This is a genomic window from Streptomyces sp. CRN 30 (assembly GCF_034105845.1).
Window position 1 is genome coordinate 1 of the sequence record NZ_JAVRHI010000038.1, and the last position, 24,137, is coordinate 24,137.

The window sequence follows — 24,137 nt, forward strand, 5'->3', positions numbered from 1 at the left end:
CGCGCGGTGGCGCCGTCGTTGCGCGGGGCGCGTCCCTCGGCCGGAGCGCCGGCGGGGGCAGCCGGTGCGCCGGTGTCGTCGGCCGACGGGTGGGTGGCCATCCAGCGCTGGATGGCGATGCGCGCGCCGGGCGTGTGGGCGTGGTCCAGCCACTCCCGGGACGGCTCCGAGGCCGCGTCCGCGTCCTGTCCCATGAGGAGCTGGACGGTGTCGCCGTCCCTCAGCACCGTGCTGAGCGTCGCCAGCCGCCCGTTGACCCGTGCGCCGATACAGGCGTGCGCGTCCTCCCCGTAGAGGGCGTACGCGGCGTCCACACAGCTGGCGCCCTCGGGCAGCCCCAGTGCGCCCCCGTCGGGCCGGAAGACGGTGATCTCGCGGTCCTGGGCGAGGTCCTCGCGGAGGGTGGACCAGAACATGTCGGTGTCCTGGGCCGCCTCCTGCCAGTCGAGGAGGCGGGAGAGCCAGCCGGGCCGGGTGGGGTCGGCCCGCTCGCCGTCGGAGGGGTCGTCGGCCCCCGGCGCGTAGGGGTTGCCGAGCGCCACGACCCCGGCCTCGGCTACCCGGTGCATCTGGTGCGTACGGATGAGGACCTCGGCGACCTGGCCGTCCGGGCGCGCCACGGCGGTGTGCAGCGACTGGTAGAGGTTGAACTTCGGTACGGCGATGAAGTCCTTGAACTCCGAGACGACCGGGGTGAGACAGGTGTGCAGCTCGCCGAGGACCGCGTAGCAGTCGGCGTCCTCGCCCACGAGCACCAGGAGCCGCCCGAAGTCCGCGCCGCGCAGCTGTCCGCGCTTGCGGGAGACGCGGTGCACGGAGACGAAGTGCCGGGGCCTGATGACGACCTCGGCCTGGATGCCGGCCTCGCGCAGCACCGCGCGCACCTCGTCGGCGGTCTCGGCGAGGGTGTCGCCGCCGTGCGCGGCGTCCTCGGCGTTCTCCGCGATCAGTTCCCTGGTGCGCGCGCACTCCTCGGGGTGCAGGATCGCGAAGACCAGGTCCTCCAGTTCGGTCTTGAGGACCTGCACGCCGAGCCGTTCGGCGAGGGGGATCAGCATGTCGCGGGTGACCTTGGCGATGCGTTCCTGTTTCTCGCGGCGCATCACGCTGAGCGTGCGCATGTTGTGCAGCCGGTCGGCGAGCTTGATCGACATCACGCGGACGTCGTTGCCGGTGGCGACGAGCATCTTGCGGAACGTCTCGGGTTCGGCGGCGGCCCCGTAGTCGACCTTCTCCAGCTTCGTGACGCCGTCGACGAGGTAGCGGACCTCCTCGCCGAACTGGGCGCCGACCTGTTCGAGCGTCACCTCGGTGTCCTCGACCGTGTCGTGCAGCAGGGAGGCCGTCAGCGTGGTGGTCTCCGCGCCGAGTTCGGCGAGGATCAGCGTCACGGCGAGCGGGTGCGTGATGTACGGCTCGCCGCTCTTGCGCATCTGGCCGCGGTGCGAGGACTCCGCGAGCAGATAGGCGCGGCGCAGGATGTCGACGTCGGCGTCGGGGTGGTGGGCGCGGTGGACCTCGACCACGTGGCCGATCGCGTCCGGCAGCCGGTCGCGGGCGGCCGGGCCGAGCACCGCGGCCCGGCCGAGGCGGCGCAGATCGATGCGCGGGCGGTTCTTCCTGCGGTGGCTCGCGGTCGTCACAGTGGCGGGCGTGAGGGGGTTCGTGGCCTCCGCACTCATGGGCACCTCCGGCTCCGTGGACCGGCGGACGGGTGCCCTTGGGCAAACGGCGACTCAGGGGTGGGCGTCGTTCCCCCGTCCGGACCGGTGCTTGATGCTATCGAGCCCACCACGCCCGGCTGACCGCCTCTCGCCGAGCGTGAAACGGATCACCCATTCGAGCGAGGGACTCGGGGTTTACGGTTTCGAGCCATGTGGGACGCCCGGGACCATGGAATCGAACGTGGGCGCGTCCGCCGAGCCCGGTTCCCTGCCCTCCGGCATCCCGCACGCTGCGATGCGCAGCCGCGGAACGCGTCAACGCGCCGCGGTTTCCAGCCATTCCGCGTCGATCTCTCCCTCGGCGACGATCACCGCGGGACCGGTCATCTCGATCTCGCCGTCCGGGCGCTCGGTGATCACCAGCGTGCCGCCGGGCAGATCGACGGTGTAGGTCACCGGGGTGCCCGTCACCGCCGGGTCGGCGCCGTCACGGCGGGCCACCGCCACGGCCACGGCGCAGGCGCCGGTGCCGCAGGACCGCGTCTCGCCGGAACCGCGCTCGTGCACGCGCAGCGCCACGTGCCCGGGGCCGCGGTCGACCACGAACTCCACGTTCACCCCGTCCGGATAGGCGGCGGCCGGGCTGAAGGGCGGGGGGTCGTACAGGTCACCGGCGTGGGCGAGGTCGTCCACGAAGGCGACCGCGTGCGGATTGCCCATGTTCACGTTGCGCGCGGGCCAGCTGCGCCCGCCGACGCTCACCGTGACCTCGCCCTCGGGGAGGCGGGCCCGGCCCATGCCGACGGTGATGTCGCCGTCCTTGGCGAGGTGCACGGTCTTCACGCCCCCGCGGGTGGCGATCGCGAGGTCGCCCGCGTCGGCGTGGCCGGCGCGCTGCAGGTAGCGGGCGAAGACCCGCACGCCGTTGCCACACATCTCGGCGACCGAGCCGTCGCCGTTGCGGTAGTCCATGAACCACTCCGCCTCGGCCGCCATCGCCGCGGCCTCGGGGTGCGCGGCGGACCGCACGACGTGCAGCAGACCGTCCCCGCCGATGCCCGCGCGCCGGTCGCACAGTGCGGCGACGGCGGCCGGGGGCAGGTCGAGGGCGTTCTCGGGGTCCGGGACGATCACGAAGTCGTTCTCGGTGCCGTGCCCCTTGAGGAAGGCGATCCGCGTGCTCATCCCTCGATCGTACGGGGTGGGTACGACGGCGACGGTGGCGCGGGGGGGGCGCCGGCGGGAACACCGGCCGCGCGCTCGGGGGCTCAGCGCAGCCGGGCCACGCGCCACACGGCCAGGCCGACCAGTACGGCGACCACCACCGCGTACAGGAGCACGACCCGCCAGTCCGGGCGTCGGCCGGATCCGCGCTGCGGCAGTCCGGGCCAGGTGCTGCCGACCCGGCGGGCGGCCATCATGCCCCAGCCGGCCGCACAGAAGCAGATCAGCAGGCCCAGCATGGCGACCACGGCGCCGCCGTCACCGAACTCGAAGGCGAGCGGGAAGGCGAACATCAGCGAACCGACCGCGGCCAGGACGACGATGGGCGCGAGCTGCCAGATGCGCATCCGGCGCTGCGGGCGCAGCTCCACCTCGACCTCCGGCCCGGCGGACATCTCGTCCGGCCCCGGCCCGTCGGCGGTCACTCCGTCCGGCGGCTGCTCCTCCGGCCCGTCCGGGCTCAGCGGATCACCGTCGGCTCCGGCGTCGGGACGGTACCCCTCCAGGGTCTGCCGCTCCCCTTGCCCCGCGGGTGCCGCGAGATCACCGTCCGCTCCTTGCGCGGTGTCGCGAGGGCCGGCCTCCATCGCCACGCGCCCTCCCCACTAGGATTCCACTGGTCGATCGAAGCTTGATGATGGCACGGTCCCGGAGGCCCGGATGACGGCCGGAGCGTCCCGATGCCAGGACGTGATCAGGCTGTAACCGGTCGTTCGACCAGAGTCAGCGCGAGCCCGGGAAGTTCCGTGCCGTCCGCCGCTCCGCCCTTCAGCCAGTGCACCCGCGGATCGCGCCGGAACCAGGAATCCTGGCGGCGCGCGAAGCGCTTGGTGGCCCGCACGGTCTCGGCCCGCGCCTCCTCCTCGGTGCACTCCCCGGCGAGCGCGGCGAGCACCTGCTGGTAGCCGAGCGCGCGCGACGCCGTACGCCCCTCGCGCAGCCCCCGCGCCTCGAGTGCGCGCACCTCGTCGACGAGTCCGGCGTCCCACATGCGGTCGACCCGGCGGGCGATGCGCTCGTCCAGCTCGGGACGGTCCACGTCGACGCCGATCTGCACCGTGTCGTAGACGGAGTCGTGGCCGGGGAGGTTGGCGGTGAACGGCTTGCCGGTGATCTCGATGACCTCCAGGGCGCGCACGATGCGGCGGCCGTTGCTCGGCAGGATGGCCCGGGCGGCCTCCGGGTCGGCGGCGGCCAGGCGCGCGTGCAGGGCGCCGGAGCCCCGCAGGGTGAGTTCCTCCTCCAGGCGGGCCCGGACCTCCGGGTCGGTGCCGGGGAACTCCAGGTTGTCGACCGCGCCGCGGACGTACAGTCCGGAGCCGCCCACCAGCACCGGCCAGCGGCCCTCCGCGAGCAGCGCGTCGATCCGCGCGCGGGCGAGCCGCTGGTACTCGGCGACGCTGGCCGCGACGGTGACGTCCCAGATGTCCAGCAGGTGGTGCGGGACGCCACCGCGTTCCTCGGGTGTCAGTTTGGCGGTGCCGATGTCCATCCCCTGGTAGAGCTGCATCGAATCGGCGTTGACGACCTCGCCGCCGAGGCGCTGGGCCAGGAAGACGCCGAGATCGGATTTGCCCGCCGCGGTGGGTCCGACGACGGCGATGACACGGGGGGCGGAGGGTGCGCTGCTCACCGACCCAGTCTCGCAAACCTCACGTACTCCCCTCGAACGAGTTACGTGACGTCACACGGCCGGGGTCGTTCCTGTTGCGAGGTTCCGACCGCCGGTTCCGAGTGCCGGTGTCCCGGGCGACGCAATCGGACGCACCGGGCGACGCGGGATTTCGCCCGCACGAGTAACGTTGGAGTGGATATGGGCGTTTTTGCACGACTTCTGCGGAGGTCGAGGACAGCGGAGGAGGCGTCGACCGTCGAGGCCGGGGCCGCGACACCGGCAGCCGGGACCGGCGGGAACGGGACGGAAGCGCCGGAAGAGGCGGGCGGAACCCCCGAGACCTCCGGCGGCGGGGTACCGGAACCGGCCGCGGCCGAGGCGGCAGCAGCCGAGGCGGGCACGGCGCCGGAGACCGAGGACGGCGGCGAGGACGCGCGCGGGACCGCGCCGGAGGGTTCCGGCGGGACCGGTGACGTGGAGATCCCCGCCCAGCAGACCGCCGCGAAGGCCGCGGACAACGCCGCGGACGACACGGCCGGCGAGGGCGCCCGCGCTTAACCGCTCGCGCGAGGAAGGTGGACCATGGGTCTCCTGGACAGTCTGAAAGCCAGATGCAGCCCCGCCACGAACAGGATCTCGGGCCTCGCGAAGGAACACGGGGACAAGGTCGGGCGCGGTATCGACAAGGCGGCGCACATGGTCGACGAGAAGACCAAGGGCAGGTACAGCGACCGGATCCACATGGGCACGGACCGGGCCAAGAACGCCGTGGACCGGCTCGCGCACAAGGACGACGGCACCGGGTCCCCACCTCCTCCACCGGCCTCCTGAGCGACACGGCAGCGGCACCTGGACGACACCGGCGGACGGCCGGGAGCACGACGCTCCCGGCCGTCCGCCGTGTGCCCTAGGACCAGGTGGCCACCACGTACCCGACGCCGTACGGGGCGTCGTCGTACAGCAGCGAACCGGACAGGTCCGTGCCCTCGGCGGCGCCCGCGAGGAGCTGCCAGGGTGCACGGCCGGCGACCTGCAACTCGTGCGCGAGACCGGCGTCCAGCGCCTTCAGGGCGGTGGTGTCGGCCGAGCCGAGCGCCCGCGCGGCCGCCGCATCGAAGCCGGCCGCGCGCTCGTCGAGGTACCCCGGCGCCTTGAGCGTGCGGCACGCGCTGCCGTCACCCATCACCAGCATCGCCACCCGCGGTGACCGTGCCGCGATCTCCCGTCCCGTGTCCACGCACCGCCCGGCCGGGAGGTCCCGCGCCACACCGAACCCCTCGACGGGCGCGCCGGCCCACTCCGTGCGCGCCAGCAGCCACGCGGCGACCGCCAGGGAGGTCGGCAGGCCGGACTCCGCCTCCGTGCCGTCCGGCTCGCCGGGCCCGAGGCGTACGTCGACGTCGACGCCGAAGCCGCGGAAGGAGCCCGCCGTGCCCGCCGGGTACGGGAGGCTGTCCCCGGCCGGGCCCACCACCACGAGCCGGTCGGGGAGCGCGGCGGCCAGTACCCCGAGCGCGGTGGCGCACGCGGCCCGCGCGGCGTCCAGTTCGGGCGCCGCCCCGGCGGCGACCTCGGGCACGAGCAGCGGCGGGCAGGGGCACACGGCGGCGGCTACAAGCATGATCAGCAGCGTAGTCCCGCGGGCCGGGATCAGTCGCAGCCGCAGCCCGTGGTGGCGAGCGGCAACGGCTCCGGGACGCCGATCTTCGGCAGCCCGAGCAGCACGCCGGCCGGCTTGTCCTCCTGCTCCGCCTTCTTGAGGTTCCGCTTCTCCCAGGCGTCGCCCGCGCGCGTGCGGCGCACGTCCAGGACGGTGCCCTCGGCGAGCAGGTGGTGCGGGGCGGCGTACGTGATCTCCACGGTCACCACGTCGCCGGGGCGCACCTCCTGGTCCGGCTTGGTGAAGTGCACCAGGCGGTTGTCGGGGGCGCGGCCGGAGAGGCGGTGGGTGGCGCCGTCCTTGCGGCCCTCGCCCTCGGCGACCATCAACTCCAGGGTGCGGCCGACCTGCTTCTTGTTCTCCTCCCAGGAGATCTCCTCCTGGAGGGCGACGAGACGCTCGTAGCGCGCCTGGACGACCTCCTTGGGAATCTGGCCCTCCATGGTGGCCGCGGGGGTGCCGGGGCGCTTGGAGTACTGGAAGGTGAAGGCCTGCGAGAAGCGCGCCTCGCGCACCGCGTGCAGGGTCTGCTCGAAGTCCTCCTCGGTCTCGCCGGGGAAGCCCACGATGATGTCGGTGGTGATGGCGGCGTGCGGGATGGCCGCGCGGACCTTCTCGATGATCCCGAGGTAGCGCTCCTGCCGGTAGGAGCGGCGCATCGCCTTCAGGACGGTGTCCGAGCCGGACTGGAGCGGCATGTGCAGCTGCGGCATCACGTTCGGCGTCTCGGCCATGGCGGCGATCACGTCGTCGGTGAAGTCGCGCGGGTGCGGCGAGGTGAAGCGGACGCGCTCCAGTCCCTCGATGCTCCCGCAGGCCCGCAGCAGCTTGCTGAACGCCTCGCGGTCGCCGATGTCGGAGCCGTACGCGTTGACGTTCTGGCCGAGCAGCGTGATCTCCGAGACGCCCTCGGCGACCAGGGCCTCGACCTCGGCGAGGATGTCGCCGGGGCGGCGGTCCTTCTCCTTGCCGCGCAGCGCCGGGACGATGCAGAAGGTGCAGGTGTTGTTGCAGCCGACGGAGATGGAGACCCAGGCGGCGTACGCGCTCTCGCGGCGGGTCGGCAGCGTGGAGGGGAACGCCTCCAGCGACTCGGCGATCTCGACCTGCGCCTCCTCCTGGACGCGGGCGCGCTCCAGCAGGACCGGCAGCTTGCCGATGTTGTGCGTACCGAAGACGACGTCCACCCAGGGCGCCCGCTTCACGATGGTGTCGCGGTCCTTCTGCGCCAGGCAGCCGCCGACGGCGATCTGCATGCCGGGGCGGGACGCCTTCATGGGGGCGAGGCGGCCGAGGTTGCCGTAGAGGCGGTTGTCGGCGTTCTCGCGGACCGCGCAGGTGTTGAAGACGACGACGTCGGCGTCGCCCTCGCGGGTGCCCTCGGGGGCGCGGACGTAGCCCGCGTCCTCCAGCAGACCGGACAAGCGCTCGGAGTCGTGGACGTTCATCTGGCACCCGTAGGTGCGTACTTCGTAGGTCTTCACGCCCACTGCCTGGCTCCGGTCACTGCTGCTCATGCCACAAGGGTAGGCGGTGCACCGGGGAGCCTCCGCCTCCGCCCGCCGGAGCGCGGCCCGCCTCCCGTCAGCCCTGCTCGCCGCGCCATCCCTGCCGGCGCAGCACCTCCGCCACGTCCGGCGCCCGGTAGTGCTCCCCCTTGAGCACCTTGCCGTCCGCCCGGCGGGCCACCTGCCCGTCCGGTCCCAGCTTCGACATGTTGGCGCGGTGGATCTCGGCGATCACCGCGTCCAGGTCGATCCCGTGGACGAGCGCGGTGCCGTACGCCACGTACACGACATCCGCGAGTTCGTGCGCCAGCCGGTCCAGCGGCCCCCCGACGGCCACCTCGGCGACCTCCGCGGCCTCCTCGGCGAGCAGGTCACCGCGGTGGGCCGCGAGGTCCGGCGCCACCTCCGTCGGCACGGTGCGCGCGTCGAGTCCGAAAGCCCGGTGGAACTCCCGGACGGAAGAGGCGGGGGAGGGATGCATGCGGTCACTGTAATCACCTTCGCCCACCCTCTCCCACCTGCACGTCCAGGTGTGACGCCCCATGGAAGGCGGTGACGTAACCCCCTACGCTCCGTTGGGTCTTCACGAGCACAGCCGGCCCGGGGCACCCCTCCGGCCCGGCCGTCCGTCCCGTACGTATCCCGGCAGCTGCCGTACGACCAGGAATGTTGAGGACCCGCCGTGACCGTTCCTCCCGCCACTCCCGCCCACCGGGCGCAGTCACCCGTCACCCGGCGCACCCTGATCGGCACCGCGGGCGCGGTCGCCGCCGGGGCCGTGATCACGCCGGCCGTGATGGCCGGCCCGGCAGAACCGGACACCGCCATGGCCGGCGCCACCCGGGCCGGCCTCACGACCGGGATCTTCCCCGAGACCCGCGCCGCGGCCGCCGTCGGCGAGGCGCCCGTGGCGGCCGCCTTCCCCATCGGCTTCGTGGGCGTGCGCTGGGAGGGCGCGCCGGAGGCCACCGGCGGCGGCATCCGGCTGCGCACGGCCGACGGGACGGAGGGTGCCTGGCGGGCGTTCCCCGAGGACGGCTGCTTCCCCGCGAGCGGCGGTGGGCTGCTGATCCCCGCCGACGAGGCCGCCGGCTACGAGCTGAGGGCGCCCGCCGGGGCGACCGGGCTGCGTTCACTGGCGCTCGACACCCGGCGCGGCCCGCGGCGTGCGGTGGCCGTCCCGAAGGAGACGACGCGGATGCGCGGCCTCGCCTACGTGTCGCGGGCCGCCTGGGGGGCCGACGAGTCCCTGCGGTACGCGTCGGACGGCTCGGAGAACACGCCGGCCGCGTACTACCCCTTCCAGACCCTCACCGTGCACCACACCGCCACGTCGAACGACGACTCCGACCCGGCCGCCACGGTGCGCGGCATCTACCAGCTGCACACCGAGACCAACGGCTGGGGCGACATCGGCTACCACTTCCTCATCGACGAGGAGGGCCGCATCTACGAGGGCCGGCACACCGACGACGGCGGACTGCCCGGGCACGACGGCGACGGCAGGGTGGTGACCGCCTTCCACGTCGGCGGCTGCAACTCCGGGAACCTGGGCATCGCCCTGATGGGCACCCTGACCAAGCGGCGCCCGACCAAGGCCGCCCGGAAGTCGCTGACCCGTCTGGCCCGTGTGCTGGTGCGGCAGCACGGCGTCGACCCGTACGCGCGCGTGCGGTACGTCAACCCCGTGAACGGTGCCCACAAGGAGGTGCCGGAGATCAGCGGGCACCGGGACTGGATGGTGACGAAGTGCCCGGGCGGGACGATGTACCGGGAGCTCGACCGCCTGCGCGAGGCGGTGGCGGACGGCCTCTAGAGCCTCCGTGCGCCGGGCCCGCGACGCACGGACCCGGCGCACGGACGGCACACGGACACACCGTTGAACGACCAGCGCCGTCACCCCTCGCACACGCCCCCACACAGGTCGGTCACGGCTTCACCCCGGCCGCCCGACAAGCCTTGGCCGTCGCCCCCTGAGCTGGCAGGATCGCGCCATGCTCCAGGGTCTGTGCCGCTACGGCGCCCGCCGACGCCTGCCGGTCGCCACGGCCGCGCTCGTGGTCCTCGGGCTGCTCCTGTGGTGGCTGTGGCCGCGCGAGGAGCCCCCGACCGGAACGATCACGCTCAGCACGGGCACGGAGGAGGGGGTCTACTACGAGTACGGGGAGCGCCTGCGCGCCGCGATCGCCCGGGACATGCCCGGTCTCAAGGTGGTGGTGCAGTCCAGCGACGGCTCGCAGCAGAACGTCGCGCGCGTGGCCACCGGTGAGGCCGACTTCGCCATCGCCGCGGCGGACGCGGTGGAGACGTACCAGCAGAACCGGATGCCCGGGCACGCCGGGCTGCGTGGCATGGCACGGCTGTACGACGACTACGCGCAGCTCGTCGTCGCGCGCACGTCCGACATCGAGACGGTCGAGGACCTGCGCGGCAAGCGGGTCGGTGTGGGGCCCGACGACTCCGGCGTACGGCTCATCGCCGACCGGGTGCTGAAGGCGGCCGGGCTCGATCCGCGGCAGGACGTCGTACCGGAGAAGGACGGCATAGCGACCGGGCCGAACCGGCTGCGCGACGGCCGGATCGACGCGTTCTTCTGGTCGGGCGGCCTGCCGACCCGCGGACTGGCGGACCTGGCCGAGACGTCCGACTTCCGGTTCGTGGAGATCGACGCCGCCCTCGTGGCCGAACTGCACGACCAGGACGACGCCCTCGGCTTCTACCGGTCCTCGGTGATGCCCGCCGACGCCTATCCGTCCGTGCAGCGGGGCGGCACCGTGCAGACGCTCACCGTGGCCAATCTGCTCATCACACGCGCGGGCGTGGATCCCCGGCTGACCGAGTGGCTCACCCGGACGGTGATCAACAGCCGCGACAGCATCGGTTCGCACGTCCACTCGGCGCAACTGGTGGACCTGCGCACGGCCATCTACACGGACCCGCTGAGCCTGCACGAGGGCGCGCGACGGTACTACCGCTCGATGAAGCCGTAGGGCGCGGCACGACGGCCTCAGGTGCCGTTCAGGCCGGTGGTCCTGACCTCGGCACCGTCACGGTCACCTGCAGCCCGTGCGGTTCGTGGCGGGCGTACGCGATCGATCCGCCACCCGCCGCGAGCAGCGCGCGCGTGATGGACAGGCCGAGCCCGGACCCCTTGATGTTCTGGTGCCCCGGGCTGCGCCAGAAGCGGTCGCCGATGCGGCTGAGCTCCTCGTCGCCGAGCCCGGGCCCCCGGTCGGCGACGACGACCGTGGAGACGTCGCCGTTGGAGGACACGCGCACCGAGACGTCCTCTCCCCCGGGGGTGAACTTCAGCGCGTTGTCGATCACGGCGTCCAGGGCGCTCGACAGGGCGATCGGGTCGGCCCAGGCGGTGGTGGGCGGGCAGTCCCCCGCCAGCCGTACGCCCTTGCTCCCGGCCACCGGTCCCCAGGCGGCGACGCGTTCGGCGGCCAGTTCGCCGATGTCGGTGAGCTCCAGGGACGCCTCGGCGTGCTCGGCGAGCGCGAGGTCGAGCAGGTCGTCGAGGACCTGGGCGAGCCGCTTCCCCTCGGCGCGCACGGAGCCGATCTCCTCGTTGTCCTCGGGCAGTTCCAGGGCGAGCAGGTCGATACGGAGGAGCAGCGCGGCGAGCGGGTTGCGCAGCTGGTGCGAGGCGTCCGCGACGAAGGCGCGCTGCTGTTCGAGGACCTCCTCCACGTTGCCGGCCATCTCGTTGAACGACCGGGCCAGCCGCCGGAACTCCGGCGGCCCGCCGGCCACCGGGACCCGGGACTTCAAGCGCCCGGTGGCGATGTCGTGGGCGGTGGCGTCGAGCTCCCGCACGGGCTTGAGGACCCAGCCGGTCAGGCGCAGCGCGGCCCCGACGGCGAGGAGCATCGCGGCCACCAGGACCGCCGCGATGACCAGCCAGCCCCGCAGGATCTCCGACCGCATCTGCCCGGTGGGCGAGTCGGTGACGACGACGGCGACGACGTCACCGTCCCGGACGACCGGCGACGCGACGACCAGCCGGCCGCGCTCCCAGGGCCACACCTGCTCCGGGTCGTCGCTGCGCCGCCCCAGCAGCGCCTCGCCGTAGGCGTCGCGGCCCTCGCCCTCCAGGGGCACGTACCAGCTGCGCGGGGCGTTCGCCATGGCGCTGCACCTGCGCTCGCACCCGCGGTCGAAGACGCCCGCGCGGATGCCGTACACGTCGTGGTAGCGGTCGAGTTCCCGCTGCAGGGTCTGCCGGCGCTCGCCGGTGTCGTCGACCCGGGAGCCGGGCGGACGGTCGGCGACGAACTGCGCGAGGGCCGCGAAACGCGCCGTGTCGTCGATGCGGTCGACGACCACCTTCTGCTGCTCCGCGGCCGCCAGGCTGACCGCGAGCGGGATGCCGAGCGCCAGCAGCACGGCGGCCATGAGGACGATGAGCAGCGGAAGCAGACGAGTGCGCACCCGGGCACGCTATGCCGCGGGGATGACCAGGCGGTACCCGACTCCGCGCACTGTCTCGATCAGTGCGGGCATGCGCAGCTTGGAGCGCAGGGAGGCGACGTGCACCTCCAGGGTGCGGCCGGTCCCCTCCCAACTGGTGCGCCACACCTCGCTGATGATCTGTTCCCGGCGGAAGACCACCCCGGGGCGCTGGGCGAGCAGGGCCAGCAGGTCGAACTCCTTGCGGGTCAACTGGACCACCATGCCGTCCACGCTGACCTGGCGGGTGGGCAGCTCGATCTGCACGGTGCCCAGTCTGAGCGCGCTGTTCCCGGGCCCGGGGGTCTCACCGGCCGCCCTGCGCCGGCTGACGGCGTGGATGCGGGCGAGCAGTTCCCCGGTGTCGTACGGCTTGACGACGTAGTCGTCCGCCCCGAGGTTCAGTCCGTGGATGCGCGAGCGCACGTCGGCCCGGGCGGTGACCATGATGACGGGGATGCTGGTGCGTTTGCGGATCTTCCCGCAGACCTCATAGCCGTCCTGGTCGGGCAGGCCGAGGTCGAGCAGCACCACGCCGAAGCCGGCGCCCTCGGGGACGAGCGCCTGGAGGGCCTCCTCGCCGCTGCGGGCGTGCGTGACGTCGAAGCCGTGCCGGGCCAGCACCGCGGACAGGGCGGCGGCGACGTGATTGTCGTCCTCGACGAGGAGCAGTCTCATTCCGGCCCCCTCCGGTGCGTGTCGGTCACTGTGGGTGGTGGTGCCTGTGGGTGGCGGTTCTCGTGAATGGGCGCGTTTCGGTCTCTGTGATGGTCTCTGTGGGGAAGAGATGCGGGTCGATCTCTGCGAATGGCTGCTGCGATCCGTTTCGTTACAGGTCGGTCGTGCGGTCCCGAGGCCGCGCGGAGGCCGGAATCCCGGCCGGCGCGCACCCCGTTCCATGTGAACGCGGTTGCAACGCGCGGAGAACGCGGGCACGCGCGCGCGTGTCTCCTGTGCAGTGACGCCGATGACCGAGTACGACGTCAAGTAGCTGCGATCCGGCGTTACCCAGCCGGTACGCGGCGGTAATCGGCTGCCGCGGGCCCTTTACTCACCGTGGTGACCCGCTATCGGATCGTTATGCTCAATTTCCCCTCAGATGTAATGACGCTGGTAGGCGCAGGTCACTACTGTCCTCCGAAACCGAGGAGGACGGAGCCAGTAAGCGATGACCGAAGTATCGGTGGCCAAGGACACCGTGGCCGCGACCGACGACCTGGTCGTCCTGAAAAGCGTGAACAAGCACTTCGGCGCCTTGCACGTGCTCCAGGACATCGACCTGACGATCACCCGGGGTGAGGTCGTCGTGGTGATCGGGCCCTCCGGGTCCGGCAAGTCCACCCTGTGCCGCACCATCAACCGCCTCGAGACGATCGACTCGGGCGACATCACGATCGACGGCAAGCCGCTGCCCGCGGAGGGCAAGGCGCTCGCCCGGCTCCGCGCCGACGTCGGCATGGTGTTCCAGTCCTTCAACCTCTTCGCGCACAAGACGGTGCTCGAGAACGTCATGCTCGGCCAGGTGAAGGTCCGCAAGACCGACAAGGCGAAGGCCGAGGAGAAGGCGCGCGCCCTGCTCGACCGGGTCGGCGTCGGCACACAGGCGGACAAGTACCCGGCCCAGCTGTCCGGCGGGCAGCAGCAGCGTGTGGCGATCGCGCGGGCGCTGGCGATGGACCCGAAGGTCATGCTCTTCGACGAGCCGACCTCGGCCCTCGACCCCGAGATGATCAACGAGGTGCTGGAGGTCATGCAGCAGCTCGCACGCGACGGGATGACCATGATCGTCGTGACCCACGAGATGGGCTTCGCCCGCTCGGCCGCCAACCGGGTCGTGTTCATGGCCGACGGGCGCATCGTCGAGGAGGCGGCGCCGGACCAGTTCTTCAGCAACCCGCGCAGCGACCGGGCCAAGGACTTCCTGTCGAAGATCCTGCATCACTGATCCGCACCACTGATCAGCACCGCTGAGCCCGCACCACCGAGGGCAGCACGGGGCCACGTGCTCCGAGAGATCCGCTGCCCGGGCCCGACGGCCCACGTCACCCGCACCCGGCGCCCGCGGCACCCGCACCGACGGCCCGCTTCTCGTCACCACGCAAAGGATGTCCACCATGAAGCTCCGCAAGGTCACCGCCGCCTCGGCCACCGCCTTCGTCCTCGCCCTGACCGCGACCGCCTGTGGCGGCGGTGGCAGTGACAGCGGCTCGGGCGGCGGCGACAAGATCACCATCGGCATCAAGTTCGACCAGCCGGGCCTCGGCCTCAAGACGCCCGACGGCAGCTACGCGGGCTTCGACGTCGACGTCGCCACGTACGTGGCCAAGGAGCTCGGCTACGAGGAGGGGGACATCGAGTGGAAGGAGACGCCGAGCGCCGACCGTGAGAACGCCCTCGAGCGCGGCGACGTCGACTTCATCGCGGCCACCTACTCGATCACCGACGAGCGCAAGGAGAAGGTCGACTTCGCCGGCCCGTACCTGCTCGCCCACCAGGACCTGCTGATCCGCGCCGACGACAACGTCTCCAAGGGCGAGGACCTCAACGGCAAGAAGCTCTGCTCGGTCACCGGCTCGACCTCCGCGCAGAACGTCAAGAACGACTTCGCGCCCAAGGCCAACCTGCAGCAGCTCGGCACCTACTCCGAGTGCCTTGACGGCCTCGCGAGCGGTGCGGTCGACGCCCTGACCACGGACGACTCGATCCTCGCCGGCTACGCGTCGCAGGAGCAGTACAAGGGCAAGTTCAAGCTGGCCGGCCTGGAGCTGAGCAACGAGAACTACGGCATCGGTGTCAAGAAGGGCGAGACCGAGCTGCTCGACGACATCAACGCCGCCCTGGAGAAGATGGTCAGCGACAAGGACTGGGACAAGGCGGTCGAGGACAACTTCGGCCCGGCGAACTACGACAACGAGCCCGCCCCGAAGGTCGGCGACATCGTCAAGTAAGGCAGGCATCGGTGGCGGGCCGTTCGACGCGGCGGCCCGCCACTCCCCTCGGCACACGCGGAAGCGCGGGAGATCGTGTTCGACTTTCTTGAAGGCTACGACGTCCTAGGGGCGTTCTGGACCACAGTGCAGCTGACACTGCTCTCGGCCGTCGGCTCCCTGGTCCTGGGAACGGTACTGGCCGGGATGCGGGTCAGCCCCGTGCCGCTGATGCGCGGCTTCGGCACGGCCTACGTGAACATCGTGCGGAACATCCCGCTCACCGTCATCATCGTGTTCACCTCGCTGGGCCTCTCCAACATCTTCGGTGTCGCCCTCGGCGCGACGGACGACTTCGACGCGAAGTTCTTCCGGCTCGCCGTACTGGGCCTGAGCATGTACACCGCGACGTTCGTGTGCGAGGCCCTGCGCTCCGGCATCAACACGGTGCCGGTCGGGCAGGCCGAGGCGGCCCGCGCCCTGGGACTGAGCTTCTCCCAGGTGCTCTCGCTCATCGTGCTCCCGCAGGCGTTCCGCACGGTGATCGGCCCGCTGACCAACGTACTGATCGCCCTCACCAAGAACACCACGGTGGCGGCGGCCATCGGCGTGGCCGAGGCCGCGCTGCTGATGAAGGAAATGATCGAGAACGAGGCGCAGCTCCTCCTCATCGCCACGATCTTCGCCCTGGGCTTCGTGGTGCTGACGCTGCCGACCGGCCTGCTTCTCGGATGGCTCGGCAAGCGACTGGCGGTGAAGCGATGAGTTCCGTTCTGTACGACACGCCGGGGCCCCGGGCCAAACGGCGCAACCTGGTCCTCTCCGTGGTCTTCGGCGTCCTCCTGGTGCTCGCACTGTGGTGGGTCTGGCAGACCATGGCGGACAAGGGCCAGATGGAGGGGGCCAAGTGGAAGCCCTTCGTCGAGGCCCAGGCATGGACGACGTACCTGCTGCCCGGCCTCGGCAACACGCTCAAGGCGGCGGCCCTGTCGATGGTCATCGCCCTGCCGCTCGGCGCGGCCCTCGGCATCGCCCGCATGTCGGACCACAAGTGGGTACGGGTCCCGGCGGCGACGATCATCGAGTTCTTCCGCGCCATCCCGGTGCTGCTGCTGATGGTGTTCGCCAACCAGTTCTACTCGGACTACACCAACATCGACACCGACTCCCGGCCGCTGTACGCGGTGGTCACGGGCCTGGTCCTGTACAACGCCTCGGTGCTCGCCGAGATCGTCCGGGCCGGCATCCTGTCGCTGCCCAAGGGGCAGTCCGAGGCCGCGCAGGCCATCGGTATGCGCAAGACGCAGGTGATGACGACCATCCTGCTGCCGCAGGCCGTGACCGCGATGCTGCCGGCGATCGTCAGCCAGCTCGTCGTGATCGTGAAGGACACGGCGCTCGGCGGCGCCATGCTGAACTTCACCGAGCTGCTCAACGCCCGCAAGACGCTGGCGGCGAACTACGCGAACGTCATCCCCAGCTTCATCGTGGTGGCGGTCATCTTCATCCTGCTCAACTTCCTCCTCACCAGCTTCGCGTCCTGGCTGGAGGCCAGGCTCCGGCGCAGCAAGAAGAGCACCGGCGCGGTCCTCGGCGCGGGTGACGCGGCCGAGCTCAACGCGCCGGGTGAACTGGTCGGCGCCCACGGCACCGGCGCGGGCGCCAAACCCGATGGTGGCGCGGGCGGCGGAGGCGGCGGTGCGGGAACAGGCATAGGCGGAGACGTGGGCAAGACCCCCTGAACGGCCCGCGCGCGCAGAAGAACTGACGATATGTGAAGAAGCGGAGGCAGTGGCATGATCGCCACTGCCTCCGTCACTTGACGCAAGCACCGGCAATGGGTTGCATACGTTCTGTGATCGTGCACCCCCCTTCAACTGCCTGTTCCCGAACGTTCCGCAGGACACCGGTCCGGGCAGGGGGTACCGCGCCGTGGACCCGGTGATCATCGTGGGAGCGGGGCCCGTGGGGCTCACGCTCGCGCTCGCGCTCGCGCGCCAAGACGTGCCCTCCGTCCTCCTCGACGAGGGCCCGGGCAAGGACGAGCAGCGCCCCGCGCGGACGGTCGTCCTGCGTGCGGAGACGGCCGCACTGCTCACCCGGCTGACCGGGACGCCGCTCGCCGAGGCGGGGCTGCGCTGGGCCGGCTGGCGGTCGATGCGGCGCAAGCAGGTGACGCGGGAAGTCCGTTTCGCCGGGGACGCGCTCGAAGACACGCCCGTGCACCCGACCCAGGACACCTCCGGCGAGTCAGTCGGCCGCACCTCCGCGGACGTCCACGCGCCCCTCGAGACGGCCGCCCCGCTGCACATCGCCCAGCACGTGCTGACCGGTGTCCTGCGCACGGCCGTCGCGGGCGAGCGGCTGGTCAAGGTCGCCGTGGAGAGCCGGCTGGACGGTATCGAGCAGGAGCCGTCGGGCGTCACGGCACACACCCGCGGCCCCAAGGGCACCTGGTGGCGCGGCAGCTACCTCGTCGGCTGCGACGGCCCCCGCTCGACGGTCCGCAAACTCCAGGACATCCGCTTCCCCGGGCGCACGGCCGTGGAGCGGCACGCGGTGGCGGCGCTGCGCACGGAACTCCCCCGGCCCGACGAGGCGTTGCTGCACCGGTCACCGCCGTGGCGCACGTCCGGCCCCACGGGCGGGGAGGTGACCGCGCGGCCGCTTCCCGACGGGGCGTGGCGCCTGGACTGGCTGCTGCCGCCGGGCAAGGACCTGGTCACGCCCGAGATGCTGGTGACCCGGATCAGGGAGACGCTCGCGGGCTGGAGCGGCGGCACCACCCCGCCGTACGAGCTGCTCGACACGGGGGTGCACACCGTCCACCACCGCCTCGCGCGCCGCTGGCGGGCCGGCCGGGTGTTCCTCGCAGGGGACGCGGCCCACCTGCTCGGCGCGCTCGGCACCCAGGGCCTGGACGAGGGTCTGCGGGACGCCGACAACCTCGCCTGGAAGCTGGCACTGGCCTGGCACCACGGCCCCCACGAGGCGCTGCTCGACAGTTACCAGGAGGAACGGCGGGCGGTCGTCGCCGCCCGGCTGCGCGCCGCCGACCAGGCGCTGCCCGTGCTGCGCGGCGGCGGTGGACTGCGCTCGTACGTCCTCGGCCCGGCCCGCGGCCAGGACGCGCTCTTCGCCGACGGGCACCTGGGACACGGACAGCTGGGCGGGCCGGGGAGCTACGCCGGGTCGCCGCTCGCACCGCCGCGCGCCGAGTCGGAGACCGCCGTGGACACGCTGCCGGGCGACGCGGTCACCGATGTGCGGGTGACCGCGGAGGACGGCTCCTCCGTACGGCTGCGGGACCGGCTCGGACGCGGGGCGCTGCTGGTGGTGCTGATCGCACCGGGCACGGGGGTGTGGGAGCGCAAGCACTGGGTGAGCGCCGGCCTCATGCCCCGGCTCGCGGCCGCCGTGACGGCACTGCCCGGCCCCGCCGAACTGCTGGTCGCCGAGGAGTACCCGGGCGCGGCCGCGCACACGGTGCTGCTGATCCGCCCGGACGGCCATCTGGTGACCGCGCTGAGCGGGGTCCACCCCGCCGCGCTGTACTCGGCGGCGGAGGCGGCACTGGGAAGACGTACGCGGTCCGAGGAGGCGGCGGGGGCGGACGCGGACCGAGAGACCTGAGGAGGCGGCGGGGCGGGGACGGACGCGGGCCGAGAGGACTTCGGGGGCCGAGAGGGCTTCGGGAGTCGAGAGGGCTTCGGGAGTCGAGAGGACTGCGGGAGTCGAGAGGACTGCGGGCAGCGTCCCATGGCTGCCGGTTGACCGCTTCCTCCGGCCGTGGTGTACTCCCGACCGTGACCGACACCTGCGTGCACCTGTGGCGGAGGGTCCATATGGACCTGATCCGCTATGCGGGCTGCGTGTGTCGTCCGTCCTGCTGAACTCGCCTTCCCTTTCCAGTGCGCGCCGCGCTCTTCCCTGCGCCGCCGTGTGCTCCCGCGCGAAGACTCCCAGGACGGTATCCGTGTCCGTATCACCCGTATCACCCGTATCACCCGTATCACCTGCTGCCTCCTCCGCTGTGCCCTCCCGCCCCGGTGCCCGTGACGCGCCTCCGACCCAGGCCGAACTGCTCGACTTCGCGCGGCGTGCGGCCGCCGACGCCGAGCTGATCTCCTCGCTGCCCCTCGACCCCGAGGGCCGCACCTGGATTCGCCTCGACGGCCCCGGCGGCAGCGAGGCCTGGCTCATCGGCTGGCCGCCCGGTACCGGCACCGGCTGGCACGACCACGCCGACTCCGTGGGCGCCTTCGTCACCGCCTCCGGCGAACTGACGGAGAACTCGCTCGCCGCCCGGCTGCCCGGCGGCGGCTGGCAGACGCTGGAACTCACCGAAGGACTGGACCGCGTACGACAGCTGCCCACCGGCCGCGGCCGGGCGTTCGGCCGCCACCACGTGCACGAGGTGCTCAACGAGTCCACCGAGCAGCACGCCGTGTCCGTCCACGCCTACTACCCGCCCCTCCCCCGGATCCGCCGTTACAGCCGTACGGGGCCGGTCCTTCGGCTGGAGCAGGTCGAGAGCCCGGAGGACTGGCAGTGACCAGCGCACGCGCACCCGAACCGGAACCCGAGCGCCAGGGGTACCCCGGCCGTCCGACCGGTATCGACGAGTTGCTGGAGCGTGTCCGCGAGGACCTCGACCGCGTCGAGACACATGAGGCCCACGAGGCCGCGCAGGCGGGCGAGGCCCTCCTGGTCGACATCCGTTACGCGGCCCTGCGCGACCGCGACGGCCTGATCCCCGGCGCCCTGATCGTGGAGCGCAACGAACTCGAGTGGCGGCTCGACCCGCAAGGCAGCCACCGGCTCCCCGAGGCCACCAGCCACGACCTGCGCGTCGTGGTCCTCTGCAATGAGGGCTACGCCTCCAGCCTCGCTGCCGCGTCCCTGCGGCAGCTGGGGCTCCACCGGGCGACCGACCTGGTGGGCGGCTTTCAGGCGTGGCGGCAAGCGGGACTCCCCGTAACGCACGGGGAGTGACAAACGGCCGGTCGGCACCGCAGCGTGTCGGCCGGCCTGCCGGTCAGCACGGCTCACCCACCGACTGCACCGACTGCACCGACTGCACCGACTGCTGCCTCGGCTGCTTCAACCGACGGGACACGTTTCCGGGCCCCGCTTCGCCCCCCTCTTCCCTCTCCCCCTCTCCCCCTTCCCCTCACCCTCCCCAGGCTTCCCGCTTCGGCGCCGGCGCCTCAGAACGGCTCGTCCAGCCCCTCCGTGTCCTCCCCCTCGTCCTCCAACGCCTGTCGGACCACCTTGAGGGCCAGGCCCTGGGAGTACCCCTTGCGGGCGAGCATGCCGGCGAGACGCCGGAGGCGCTTGTCGCGGTCGAGACCGCGCGTGGAGCGCAGCTTGCGGGCGACGAGCTCGCGTGCCGTGCTCTCCTCCTGATCGGAGTCCAGCCGGGAGACGGCCTGGTCGATCAGCGTCGGGTCGACGCCCTTGGTCCGCAGCTCCTGCGCGAGCGCCCGACGGGCCAGGCCCCTGCCGTGGTGCCGGGACTCCACCCAGGCGTCCGCGAAGGCGCTGTCGTCGATCAGGCCGACCTCCTCGAACCGCGACAGCACCTGGTCCGCCACGTCCTCGGGTATCTCCCGCTTGCGCAGCGCGTCGGCGAGCTGCTTGCGCGTGCGCGGGGTCCCGGTGAGCAGGCGCAGACAGATCGCCCGAGCCCGCTCGACCGGGTCCCCCGAGGACTCCCCCTCCTCGGCCCTCGACGAGGAGGAGGAACCCCCGTCCTGCCGGCCACCGGACGACTCCGCGTAGGACTCGTCGGCGTCGCGCCGCCGGCGTCCACGCCCACGCCCGCCGCGCGGACCACCGCCGTGGGCACGGCCGCCGTCCTCGTGGTCCGGGCCGTCGCCCGCCGGCCAGGGCTCCGTACCGCCCGGACCGGCGTCGGGCCACGTCCCCTCGTCCGGCCGGCCGTGGGCACCGGCACCCGCCCGGCCGCCCCTCCGCCTGCGGCCGTCGTCCAGTGGGTGGGCGTCGTCCGGCCGCCCCCCGTACATCCTCTCCGCCTCGGCGGCGTCCGCGTCGTCTCCGCCCCGCGGCCCGTCGGGGGCCACGGGGCGGGCGTACTCGGCCCAGTCCGTTCGCCGTGTCACGGGCTAGCTCTTGGCTGCCGCGGCCTTGGTCTTGGCCGTCTTGGCCGCCGGAGCGGGCACCGTCTTCGTGGCCTCGGCCGTGGTGGCGGCCGCGACCGTCGCGTCCGCCGCCGGTTCGGTGGCGGGCTCCTCCGGCCGTACCCCGACGCCCAGCTTCTCCTTGATCTTCTTCTCGATCTCGTTGGCGAGGTCGGGATTGTCCTTCAGGAAGTTGCGGGCGTTCTCCTTGCCCTGTCCGAGCTGGTCGCCCTCGTACGTGTACCAGGCGCCTGCCTTGCGGACGAAGCCGTGCTCCACGCCCATGTCGATCAGGCCGCCCTCGCGGCTGATGCCCTGGCCGTAGAGGATGTCGAACTCGGCCTGCTTGAAGGGCGGCGCGACCTTGTTCTTGACGACCTTGCAACGGGTGCGGTTGCCGACCGCCTCCGTGCCGTCCTTCAGGGTCTCGATGCGGCGGATGTCGATGCGCACGGAGGCGTAGAACTTGAGCGCCCGGCCACCGGTCGTGGTCTCGGGGGAGCCGAACATCACGCCGATCTTCTCGCGGAGCTGGTTGATGAAGATCGCGGTGGTCTTGGACTGGTTGAGCGCGCTGGTGATCTTCCGCAGGGCCTGGCTCATCAGACGGGCCTGCAGACCGACGTGGCTGTCACCCATCTCGCCCTCGATCTCCGCGCGCGGGACGAGCGCGGCGACGGAGTCGATGACGATCAGGTCGAGGGCACCGGAGCGGACCAGCATGTCCACGATCTCCAGGGCCTGCTCGCCGTTGTCGGGCTGCGAGAGGATCAGGTTGTCGATGTCGACGCCGAGCTTCTTCGCGTACTCGGGGTCGAGGGCGTGCTCCGCGTCCACGAAGGCGACCTGACCGCCGGCCTTCTGCGCGTTCGCCACGGCGTGCAGGGTCAGCGTGGTCTTGCCGGAGGACTCCGGCCCGTAGACCTCCACGACGCGGCCGCGCGGCAGGCCACCGACGCCGAGGGCCACGTCGAGCGCGGTCGACCCGGTCGGGATGACCTCGATGGGCTCGTTCGGCCGCTCGCCCATGCGCATGACCGCGCCCTTGCCGAATTGCCGTTCGATCTGTGCGAGCGCGGCGTCGAGCGCCTTCTCGCGGTCGGTTCCTGCCATGGGTTCCACCCGGTTTGCTTGAGTCGTTCGCTTCACGTCAAAGACGCTAACGCCTGCCACTGACAATGCGCCCTGACGCCCGTTCGGCCTGTGGATAACTCCGGCATTCCTCCGCGAGAATCGTGACAAAGAACCCCAAACAACCCACCGCGAGCTCCACCGGAACCTCCATGAGAATGGATGTTCGATTTCAGTGTCAAGCGCGCCCCCTTCCACGGATCCGGGGCGCCCGGCGCCCTCAGGAGGGGTCGTCGCCCGCCTTCTGCTTCTGCTCCGGCCGCCGCTCCTGCTCCAGCATCCGCCGCACGCGAGCGAGGATCCTGCCCGCGTTCCGTCTGCGCCGCCCCTGGAACCGGTCGTCGTCCATGACGTCGTACCGCTTCACGTACGCCCCGAGGAACGCCTGCAGCGTGGCCACCGCGGGAATGGCGATCAGCGCCCCGACGGCGCCGAGGAGGGCGGTACCGGCGATGACCGACCCGAAGGCGACCGCCGGGTGGACGTCCACCGTCTTCGCGGTCAGCTTGGGCTGCAGCACGTAGTTCTCGAACTGCTGGTAGATCACCACGAAGACGAGCACCCAGAGCGCGTACCACGGGTTCTCCGTGAAGGCGATCAGCATCGGCAGGGCGCCCGCCAGGTAGGTGCCGATGGTGGGGATGAACTGGGAGACCAGTCCGACCCAGACGGCGAGGACGGGCGCGTAGTTGACGTCCAGGTACGCCAGCAGGATGTAGTGCGCGATCCCGGAGATCAGCGCCATCAGACCGCGTGAGTACAGGTACCCGCCGGTCTTGTCGACGGCGATCTCCCAGGCCCGCAGCACCTCGGCCTGCCTGACGGGCGGCAGCACGGAGCACAGCGCGCGCCGCAACCGCGGACCGTCGGCGGCGAAGTAGAACGAGAACAGCGTGATCGTCAGCAGCCTGAAGAGACCGCCCAGGACCTGTGTGGAGACGTCCAGCACACCCGTGGCGCTGTTCTGCACGTACCTCTGCAGCCAGTCGGAGCGGAGCAGCCCCTCCTGTATGTCCACCCGCTTCAGTTCGGTGTGGAAGGTGGTGTTGATCCAGCTGATCACGGAGTCGAAGTACTCCGGGAGACCCTCGACCATCCTGACGATCTGGCCCGCGAGCATCGAGCCCATCAGTGTGAAGAACCCGGCGGTCCCGATCAGCACACCCAGGAAGACTAGGAAGGTGGCGAAGCCCCTGCGCAGCCCGCGCGAGGCCATCCAGCTGACCGCGGGCTCTATCGCGAGCGCCAGGAAGAACGCGATGAGCACGTTGACGAGCAGCCCGATGAGCTGGTGGAACGCCCAGCTGCCGAGCTGGAAGGCGGCGATGAGCGACAGGGCCAGCACCATGGCGCGCGGCAGCCAGCGCGGCATCCGGTCGCCCCGTCCGGCATCGTCGGCCGCGGGAGGCGGTGCGGGGGGCGTGGTGCCGTACGGGGAGGTGAGCTGGTCGACCGGCGCGGTCTCGTCTGTGGATGCCACGGAGCAAGTTTCGCCCACCCCGACGACATTCGGTCCCGCTCCCCGAGATCTTCGTACGGGCATCCGGCGGCCGCCGGGGCCGCGGCGGACGGTCAGCGCCGGTCGCCCGGAACGTTCATCGTCGAGCACACCACGCGCCACACGTCCTTGGCCTCCCAGCCGGCGTCGAGCGCCTGCCGTACGGTGCGCCCGCCCAGTTCGGACATCACATGATCGCGCGCGAAGGTGTCCGCGTACCCCTCTCCGAAGTGATCCGCCATCCGCTGCCAGAAGACCGTCAACCGCATGCCTCCAGTATCCCGCGCCCGGGGGTGGGCCGAGCCGGGACCG

25 protein-coding genes are annotated in these 24,137 nt (G+C 71.8%); 12 read left to right on the top strand and 13 right to left on the bottom strand.

Translation table 11 applies throughout. The features are described from left to right. From UW392_RS03875 to miaA, 4 genes are all read right to left on the bottom strand, one after another. On the bottom strand, positions 1–1,682 hold a 1,682-nt coding region (locus UW392_RS03875), incomplete at its 3' end, for a RelA/SpoT family protein (protein ID WP_320773425.1). Positions 1,683–1,979: 297 nt separating this feature from the next. After that, a complete protein-coding gene (dapF, locus tag UW392_RS03880; RefSeq protein WP_320773426.1) occupies positions 1,980–2,849 on the bottom strand; it encodes a diaminopimelate epimerase in 870 nt (289 codons plus the stop codon). Between the two features lie 83 nt (positions 2,850–2,932). Further along, the gene (locus UW392_RS03885; RefSeq protein ID WP_320773461.1) at positions 2,933–3,475 is read right to left on the bottom strand and encodes a hypothetical protein; all 543 of its coding nucleotides are present in this window, start codon (positions 3,473–3,475) and stop codon (positions 2,933–2,935) included. A 107-nt stretch (positions 3,476–3,582) separates the two neighbouring features. Then, positions 3,583–4,521, bottom strand: a complete 939-nt coding sequence (gene miaA, locus UW392_RS03890) for a tRNA (adenosine(37)-N6)-dimethylallyltransferase MiaA (protein WP_320773427.1) — start codon at positions 4,519–4,521, stop codon at positions 3,583–3,585. Between the two features lie 180 nt (positions 4,522–4,701). On the opposite strand from miaA, the gene UW392_RS03895 reads away from it, so the two are divergent. After that, a complete protein-coding gene (locus UW392_RS03895; protein WP_320773428.1) occupies positions 4,702–5,061 on the top strand; it encodes a hypothetical protein in 360 nt (119 codons plus the stop codon). Positions 5,062–5,085: 24 nt separating this feature from the next. Continuing rightward, entirely contained in the window at positions 5,086–5,334 is a 249-nt protein-coding gene (locus tag UW392_RS03900; RefSeq protein WP_320773429.1) for an antitoxin, read from the top strand. 76 nt (positions 5,335–5,410) lie between these two features. On the opposite strand, the gene UW392_RS03905 is transcribed toward UW392_RS03900, so the two are convergent. From UW392_RS03905 to UW392_RS03915, 3 genes are all read right to left on the bottom strand, one after another. Next, the gene (locus tag UW392_RS03905) at positions 5,411–6,124 is read right to left on the bottom strand and encodes a class III extradiol dioxygenase subunit B-like domain-containing protein (protein WP_320773430.1); all 714 of its coding nucleotides are present in this window, start codon (positions 6,122–6,124) and stop codon (positions 5,411–5,413) included. A 29-nt stretch (positions 6,125–6,153) separates the two neighbouring features. Then, positions 6,154–7,680, bottom strand: coding sequence for a tRNA (N6-isopentenyl adenosine(37)-C2)-methylthiotransferase MiaB (miaB, locus tag UW392_RS03910; RefSeq protein ID WP_320773431.1), 1,527 nt, complete (start codon positions 7,678–7,680; stop codon positions 6,154–6,156). Between the two features lie 67 nt (positions 7,681–7,747). Next, positions 7,748–8,152, bottom strand: a complete 405-nt coding sequence (locus UW392_RS03915) for a MazG nucleotide pyrophosphohydrolase domain-containing protein (RefSeq protein WP_320773432.1) — start codon at positions 8,150–8,152, stop codon at positions 7,748–7,750. A gap of 201 nt (positions 8,153–8,353) precedes the next feature. Here UW392_RS03915 and UW392_RS03920 point away from each other — a divergent pair, with 201 nt between their 5' ends. After that, complete coding sequence (locus tag UW392_RS03920) at positions 8,354–9,487, top strand: peptidoglycan recognition family protein (protein ID WP_320773433.1); 1,134 nt, start codon at positions 8,354–8,356, stop codon at positions 9,485–9,487. Between the two features lie 178 nt (positions 9,488–9,665). Beyond that, positions 9,666–10,661, top strand: coding sequence for a TAXI family TRAP transporter solute-binding subunit (locus UW392_RS03925; RefSeq protein ID WP_320773434.1), 996 nt, complete (start codon positions 9,666–9,668; stop codon positions 10,659–10,661). Positions 10,662–10,689: 28 nt separating this feature from the next. Here the strand turns inward: UW392_RS03925 and UW392_RS03930 are convergent, their stop codons facing one another. Both UW392_RS03930 and UW392_RS03935 read right to left on the bottom strand, forming a co-directional pair. Continuing rightward, a complete protein-coding gene (locus UW392_RS03930; RefSeq protein WP_320773435.1) occupies positions 10,690–12,108 on the bottom strand; it encodes an ATP-binding protein in 1,419 nt (472 codons plus the stop codon). Between the two features lie 9 nt (positions 12,109–12,117). After that, entirely contained in the window at positions 12,118–12,804 is a 687-nt protein-coding gene (locus UW392_RS03935; RefSeq protein ID WP_320773436.1) for a response regulator transcription factor, read from the bottom strand. A 490-nt stretch (positions 12,805–13,294) separates the two neighbouring features. Here UW392_RS03935 and UW392_RS03940 point away from each other — a divergent pair, with 490 nt between their 5' ends. The 8 genes from UW392_RS03940 to UW392_RS03970 all read left to right on the top strand — a co-directional run bounded on the left by UW392_RS03940 (position 13,295) and on the right by UW392_RS03970 (position 20,048). Next, positions 13,295–14,071 carry an amino acid ABC transporter ATP-binding protein gene (locus tag UW392_RS03940; protein WP_320773437.1) on the top strand — a complete coding sequence of 259 codons (777 nt, stop codon included), beginning with the start codon at positions 13,295–13,297 and terminating at the stop codon, positions 14,069–14,071. A gap of 169 nt (positions 14,072–14,240) precedes the next feature. Then, the gene (locus UW392_RS03945; RefSeq protein WP_320773438.1) at positions 14,241–15,074 is read left to right on the top strand and encodes a glutamate ABC transporter substrate-binding protein; all 834 of its coding nucleotides are present in this window, start codon (positions 14,241–14,243) and stop codon (positions 15,072–15,074) included. Between the two features lie 75 nt (positions 15,075–15,149). Beyond that, positions 15,150–15,818, top strand: a complete 669-nt coding sequence (locus UW392_RS03950) for an amino acid ABC transporter permease (protein ID WP_320773439.1) — start codon at positions 15,150–15,152, stop codon at positions 15,816–15,818. Next, a complete protein-coding gene (locus UW392_RS03955; protein WP_320773440.1) occupies positions 15,815–16,795 on the top strand; it encodes an amino acid ABC transporter permease in 981 nt (326 codons plus the stop codon). The genes UW392_RS03950 and UW392_RS03955 overlap by 4 nt, the downstream gene beginning before the upstream one ends. Before the next feature lie 190 nt (positions 16,796–16,985). Beyond that, positions 16,986–18,686 carry an FAD-dependent monooxygenase gene (locus UW392_RS03960; protein ID WP_320773441.1) on the top strand — a complete coding sequence of 567 codons (1,701 nt, stop codon included), beginning with the start codon at positions 16,986–16,988 and terminating at the stop codon, positions 18,684–18,686. Positions 18,687–18,874: 188 nt separating this feature from the next. Continuing rightward, on the top strand, positions 18,875–18,946 hold the full coding sequence (locus UW392_RS66910) for a putative leader peptide (protein ID WP_414495540.1): 72 nt from the start codon (positions 18,875–18,877) through the stop codon (positions 18,944–18,946). Positions 18,947–19,029: 83 nt separating this feature from the next. Beyond that, on the top strand, positions 19,030–19,608 hold the full coding sequence (locus tag UW392_RS03965) for a cysteine dioxygenase (RefSeq protein WP_414495532.1): 579 nt from the start codon (positions 19,030–19,032) through the stop codon (positions 19,606–19,608). Next, positions 19,605–20,048, top strand: coding sequence for a rhodanese-like domain-containing protein (locus UW392_RS03970; protein ID WP_320773443.1), 444 nt, complete (start codon positions 19,605–19,607; stop codon positions 20,046–20,048). Before UW392_RS03965 ends, UW392_RS03970 begins: the two co-directional genes overlap by 4 nt. 215 nt (positions 20,049–20,263) lie before the next feature. On the opposite strand, the gene recX is transcribed toward UW392_RS03970, so the two are convergent. The 4 genes from recX to UW392_RS03990 all read right to left on the bottom strand — a co-directional run bounded on the left by recX (position 20,264) and on the right by UW392_RS03990 (position 24,094). Next, positions 20,264–21,178 (bottom strand): recombination regulator RecX, encoded by a 915-nt coding sequence (recX, locus tag UW392_RS03975; RefSeq protein ID WP_320773444.1) that lies wholly within the window; start codon positions 21,176–21,178, stop codon positions 20,264–20,266. 3 nt (positions 21,179–21,181) lie between these two features. Beyond that, positions 21,182–22,309, bottom strand: coding sequence for a recombinase RecA (gene recA / locus UW392_RS03980; RefSeq protein WP_320773445.1), 1,128 nt, complete (start codon positions 22,307–22,309; stop codon positions 21,182–21,184). Positions 22,310–22,547: 238 nt separating this feature from the next. Further along, positions 22,548–23,807 (bottom strand): AI-2E family transporter, encoded by a 1,260-nt coding sequence (locus UW392_RS03985; protein ID WP_320773446.1) that lies wholly within the window; start codon positions 23,805–23,807, stop codon positions 22,548–22,550. 92 nt (positions 23,808–23,899) lie between these two features. Then, complete coding sequence (locus tag UW392_RS03990; RefSeq protein ID WP_320773447.1) at positions 23,900–24,094, bottom strand: DUF3046 domain-containing protein; 195 nt, start codon at positions 24,092–24,094, stop codon at positions 23,900–23,902. Positions 24,095–24,137: the final 43 nt, after the last annotated feature.